Source organism: uncultured Bacteroides sp., assembly GCF_910586915.1.
Classification (GTDB): domain Bacteria; phylum Bacteroidota; class Bacteroidia; order Bacteroidales; family Bacteroidaceae; genus Bacteroides.
This window is the reverse complement of record NZ_CAJULN010000080.1, coordinates 1-4,475: the sequence shown is the minus strand read 5'-3', so window position 1 is coordinate 4,475 and position 4,475 is coordinate 1. Positions and strand designations below refer to the sequence as shown.

General features: G+C 46.8%; 3 protein-coding genes and 1 pseudogene. All 4 read left to right on the top strand.

Translation table 11 applies throughout. The features are described from left to right. Nucleotides 1-2 precede the first annotated feature (2 nt). On the top strand, nt 3-605 hold the full coding sequence (locus QZ331_RS14340) for a DUF1349 domain-containing protein (protein ID WP_294631427.1): 603 nt from the start codon (nt 3-5) through the stop codon (nt 603-605). An 11-nt stretch (nt 606-616) separates the two neighbouring features. Further along, nucleotides 617-1,165 carry a flavodoxin family protein gene (locus QZ331_RS14335; RefSeq protein WP_294631425.1) on the top strand — a complete coding sequence of 183 codons (549 nt, stop codon included), beginning with the start codon at nt 617-619 and terminating at the stop codon, nt 1,163-1,165. 132 nt (nt 1,166-1,297) lie between these two features. Continuing rightward, nucleotides 1,298-3,628 (top strand): ATP-binding protein, encoded by a 2,331-nt coding sequence (locus QZ331_RS14330; RefSeq protein WP_294631423.1) that lies wholly within the window; start codon nt 1,298-1,300, stop codon nt 3,626-3,628. Beyond that, nucleotides 3,621-4,427: pseudogene (locus tag QZ331_RS14325) on the top strand (sigma 54-interacting transcriptional regulator); the annotation flags it as partial. The gene QZ331_RS14330 and the pseudogene QZ331_RS14325, both read left to right, overlap by 8 nt. Nucleotides 4,428-4,475 lie beyond the last annotated feature (48 nt).

The window sequence follows — 4,475 nt, the reverse complement described above, 5'->3', positions numbered from 1 at the left end:
AAGTGGGAGATGTCACTTTTACCAAATCCATCAATGGCGCAGATACATGTGTAACCATACTTGCAGACGGAGGATTGGAATTCAACTGTCCCGGAGGACTTGACTTCTTCTGTGATCCTAACGAGGGTAAGCTGTCCAACAATACACTGCCTGTGTTACTGATTCCGACCGATAATACAAAGCCATTCACGCTGACAGCTAAAGTAACCCCTGAGTTTACCTCTGATGGACTTTACAATGCCGCCGATCTTTTTGTGTATGTCAACGATACACTTTGGCAGAAACTTGCCTTTGAGCAGGACGAATATGGCAACCACCGCATCGTAACAGTACGAACACAAGGTACATCGGATGACAATAACCATGATAAGATAGACGCAAAATCAGTCTATATGAAAATATCTTCTGATACTCACACTATCGCCAGCTACTATTCATTAGACAAAAAAGAGTGGCATATGGTGCGTCTGTATCGTAATGAATATCCCGATCAAATATATCTCGGCATCAGCAGCCAGTGTCCGCAACATGGTGGATGCACAAGCATCATCGAAGATATAACTCTTAGTCATGACAACGTAGGAGATTTCCGTATGGGTGAATAAATGTAAAGGATATGAGCAAACGAATTTTGATTTTAACCGGCAGCCCACGACGGGGAGGTAACAGCGACCTTATGGCGGACGCTTTTGCGAAAGGAGCATCCGAAGCGGGCAACATTGTTATGCGGTTCGATACTGCGCATAAACATATTCAAGGATGCAGAGCTTGCGATAATTGTTTCAGCAAGGAGAATAAAGCCTGTATTTTTAATGATGATTTCAATGAATTGGCATCTTTGATGGCAGAAAGTGATGTCATCGTATTCTGCACACCTCTTTATTGGTACTCGTTTCCTGCCCAGATAAAAGCAGCCATAGACAAGTTTTATTCTTTCATCATAGGTAAAAAAGATGTGCCTATTAAGGAATGTATGCTTCTTTCGTGTGGAGAATTGGAAGACCCTCATGTTTTCGATGGCATAGTGCGTTCCTTTGAACTCATTGCACAAGATAGGGGATGGAAAAACAGAGGCCATTATCTTGTAAATAGTGTCAATGAGAAGGGGGCTATTTCAAATACCGAACATCTACAAAAGATATATGATATCGGAAAGAAATTTTGAATTGTCTATTGAGGATGTTCTATAATCCAATTTGATATAGCATCTTTATTAGACTGAGCTTCAAAGACCATACAGCCCGTAAGCCGATAAAGACCTACGGGCTGTATTATCAATAATCAATGGCAATAACGCATGAATCGACATAACGCTGAAACAAGACACTTCCGTATGCTGACTTCCATAGGCTATCTACTAATAGCTTTGCTGGTAGGCGGCATCATGTACACATGGCTTGGCGAATGGCGAGACATGGAGGGACTGGAAGCCAAAAACCGAGAGATCGATGAATTTCGAAAAGAGGTAAACAATATTCATATTCATTTGATAGAGTTTTCTTTATTAGGTGAAACGATATTGGAATGGGATGATGAAGATTTAGGACTTTACCATGCTCGGCGTATGACAATGGACAGTATGCTTTGTCGGTTCAAAGCTATCTATCCGGTAGAACGCATAGACAGTGTACGCCATTTTCTCGAAGACAAGGAAGGGCAGATGTGCCAAATCGTGCAGATACTTGAACAGCAACAAGCCATCAACGATAAGATAACCAGTCAAGTACCTGTAATCGTGCAGAAGAATGTGCAGGAACAGCCCAAGAAATCCAAGCGCAAGGGTTTCTTAGGCATCTTTGGCAAAAAGGAAGAAGCGAAACCAACTGCGACTACTACGATGCTCCGTTCCCTTAATCGGAATATGATAGCTGAACAACAGGCACATAGCTGCCGTTTGTCGGAACACGCCGATAGTCTTGCTACACGAAATGCGGAACTCAACAGACAACTGCAAGGACTGGTAGTTCAAATGGATGAGAAGGTGCAAGCAGACATACAGAAACGGGAAGCTGAGATAACAGCCATGCGGGAACAATCGTTTATTCAGATAGGTGGCTTGACAGGATTCGTTGTGTTGTTATTGGTAATCTCTTACATAATCATCCACCGAAATATCACCCGTATCAAACGGTACAAACGAGAAACTGCGGATTTAATAGAACAGCAGATACAGTCTATCAAACAAAACGAGGCACTGATTGCCTCTCGTAAAAAAGCCGTTCATACCATCACCCATGAATTACGTTCTCCACTGACGGCAATAACGGGTTATGCCGGACTGATGCGGAAAGACTGCAATACGGATAAAACCGGGACATATATCCGAAACATTCAGGAATCTTCTGACCGCATGCGTGAAATGCTGAACACCCTGCTGAATTTTTTCCGGCTGGACAACGGCAAGGAACAGCCTAATTTCTCCGCATGTAGGATTTCCGCAATCACACATACGCTCGAAACGGAGTTTATGCCAATCGCCATAAACAAAGGACTGACTCTGACAATACATTGCCACAAGGATGCCTTTGTATGTACAGATAAGGAACGCATCTTGCAAATCGGGAACAACTTGCTGTCCAACGCCATCAAGTTCACGGAGAACGGTGGCGTTTCTCTGACAACGGACTACAATAATGGCGTCCTGAAACTTATCGTCGAAGATACGGGCACAGGTATGACCGAAGAGGAACAGCAGCGGATATTCGGGGCGTTTGAACGTCTGTCAAACGCTGCCGCAAAGGATGGCTTCGGATTAGGTCTTTCCATTGTTCAGCGTATTGTGACAATGCTCGGCGGCACAATCCGGCTGGAGAGCGATAAAGGCAAAGGTAGCCGTTTCACGGTGGAAATACCCATGCAGACAGCCGGGGAACTGCCGGAACGGATAAATCAGACAAGGATTCATCATGACCGTACATTCCATGATGTGATTGCCATTGACAATGACGAGGTATTGCTCCTTATGCTGAAAGAAATGTATGCCCAAGAAGGGATACATTGCGATACCTGCACCAATGCAGCGGAGCTGATGGAAATGATACGCCGGAAAGAATACAACCTGCTTCTGACGGATCTGAATATGCCGGAAATCAACGGCTTCGAGCTGTTGGAACTGCTGCGCACCTCCAACGTTGGCAATTCAAAGACTATCCCGGTAGTCGTGACAACCGCTTCGGGCAGTTGCAGCAAGGAGGAACTTATGGAACGTGGTTTCTCCGGTTGCCTGCTCAAACCGTTCTCCATATCGGAACTGATGGAGGTTTCAGACAAATGCGCCATGAAAGGCAACCGGAATGAAAAGCCGGATTTCACCTCCCTGCTGTCCTACGGCAATGAATCCGTCATGCTGGATAAACTGATAACGGAAACCGAAAAGGAAATGCAGGCAATCAGGGAAGCGGGTCTAAAGAAAGACCTTCAGGAACTGGACGCCCTGACACACCACCTGCGCAGCTCGTGGGAGATACTCCGTACCGACCAACCGTTAAGGGAATTATACAAACTGCTCCATAGCGAAGGTACATCAAATAACGAGGCTATCCATAATGCTGTAAAAGCTGTACTGGATAAGGGTTCGGAGATAATCCGGCTGGCAAAAGAAGAAAGGAGAAAATACGAAAATGGATAAGACAAAAATCATCGTGGTGGAGGACAACATCGTGTATTGCGAGTTTGTCTGCAACCTGCTGGCACGCGAGGGATTCCGCACCGTGCAGGCTTTCCACCTCTCGACCGCGAAGAAATATCTGCAACAAGCCGCAGACGGGGACATCGTGGTTTCCGACCTGCGCCTGCCCGACGGCAACGGTATCGACCTTTTGCGCTGGATGCGCAAGGAGGGCAGGATGCAGCCCTTTGTCATCATGACCGACTATGCCGAAGTGCATACGGCGGTGGAAAGCATGAAACTCGGCTCGCTGGACTACATACCCAAGCAGCTTGTGGAGGACAAACTCGTCCCTCTGCTACGGAACATATTGAAAGAACGGCACACCGGACGGAGCCGTATGCCCCTGTTCTCGCGTGACGGCTCGGCGTTCCAAGCCATCATGAAGCGGATAAGGCTGGTAGCCCCCACCGACATGAGCGTGCTGATATTCGGGGAGAACGGCACGGGCAAGGAGCATATCGCCCACCTGCTGCACGACAAGGGCAAGCGGGCAGGAAAGCCGTTTGTGGCTGTGGACTGCGGTTCGCTCACCAAAGAACTTGCGCCGTCGGCTTTCTTCGGACACGTCAGAGGCGCATTCACAGGTGCGGACAGTGCCAAGAAAGGTTATTTCCATGAGGCGGAAGGCGGCACGCTGTTTTTGGACGAGGTGGGCAACCTCGCACCGGAAACCCAGCAGATGCTCCTGCGTACCATACAGGAACGGAGATACCGTCCGGTAGGTGACAAATCTGACCGGAGTTTCAATGTCCGAATAACATATTGGAGCAATAAGTAATTGATTATCAGATGATATAACATCAAT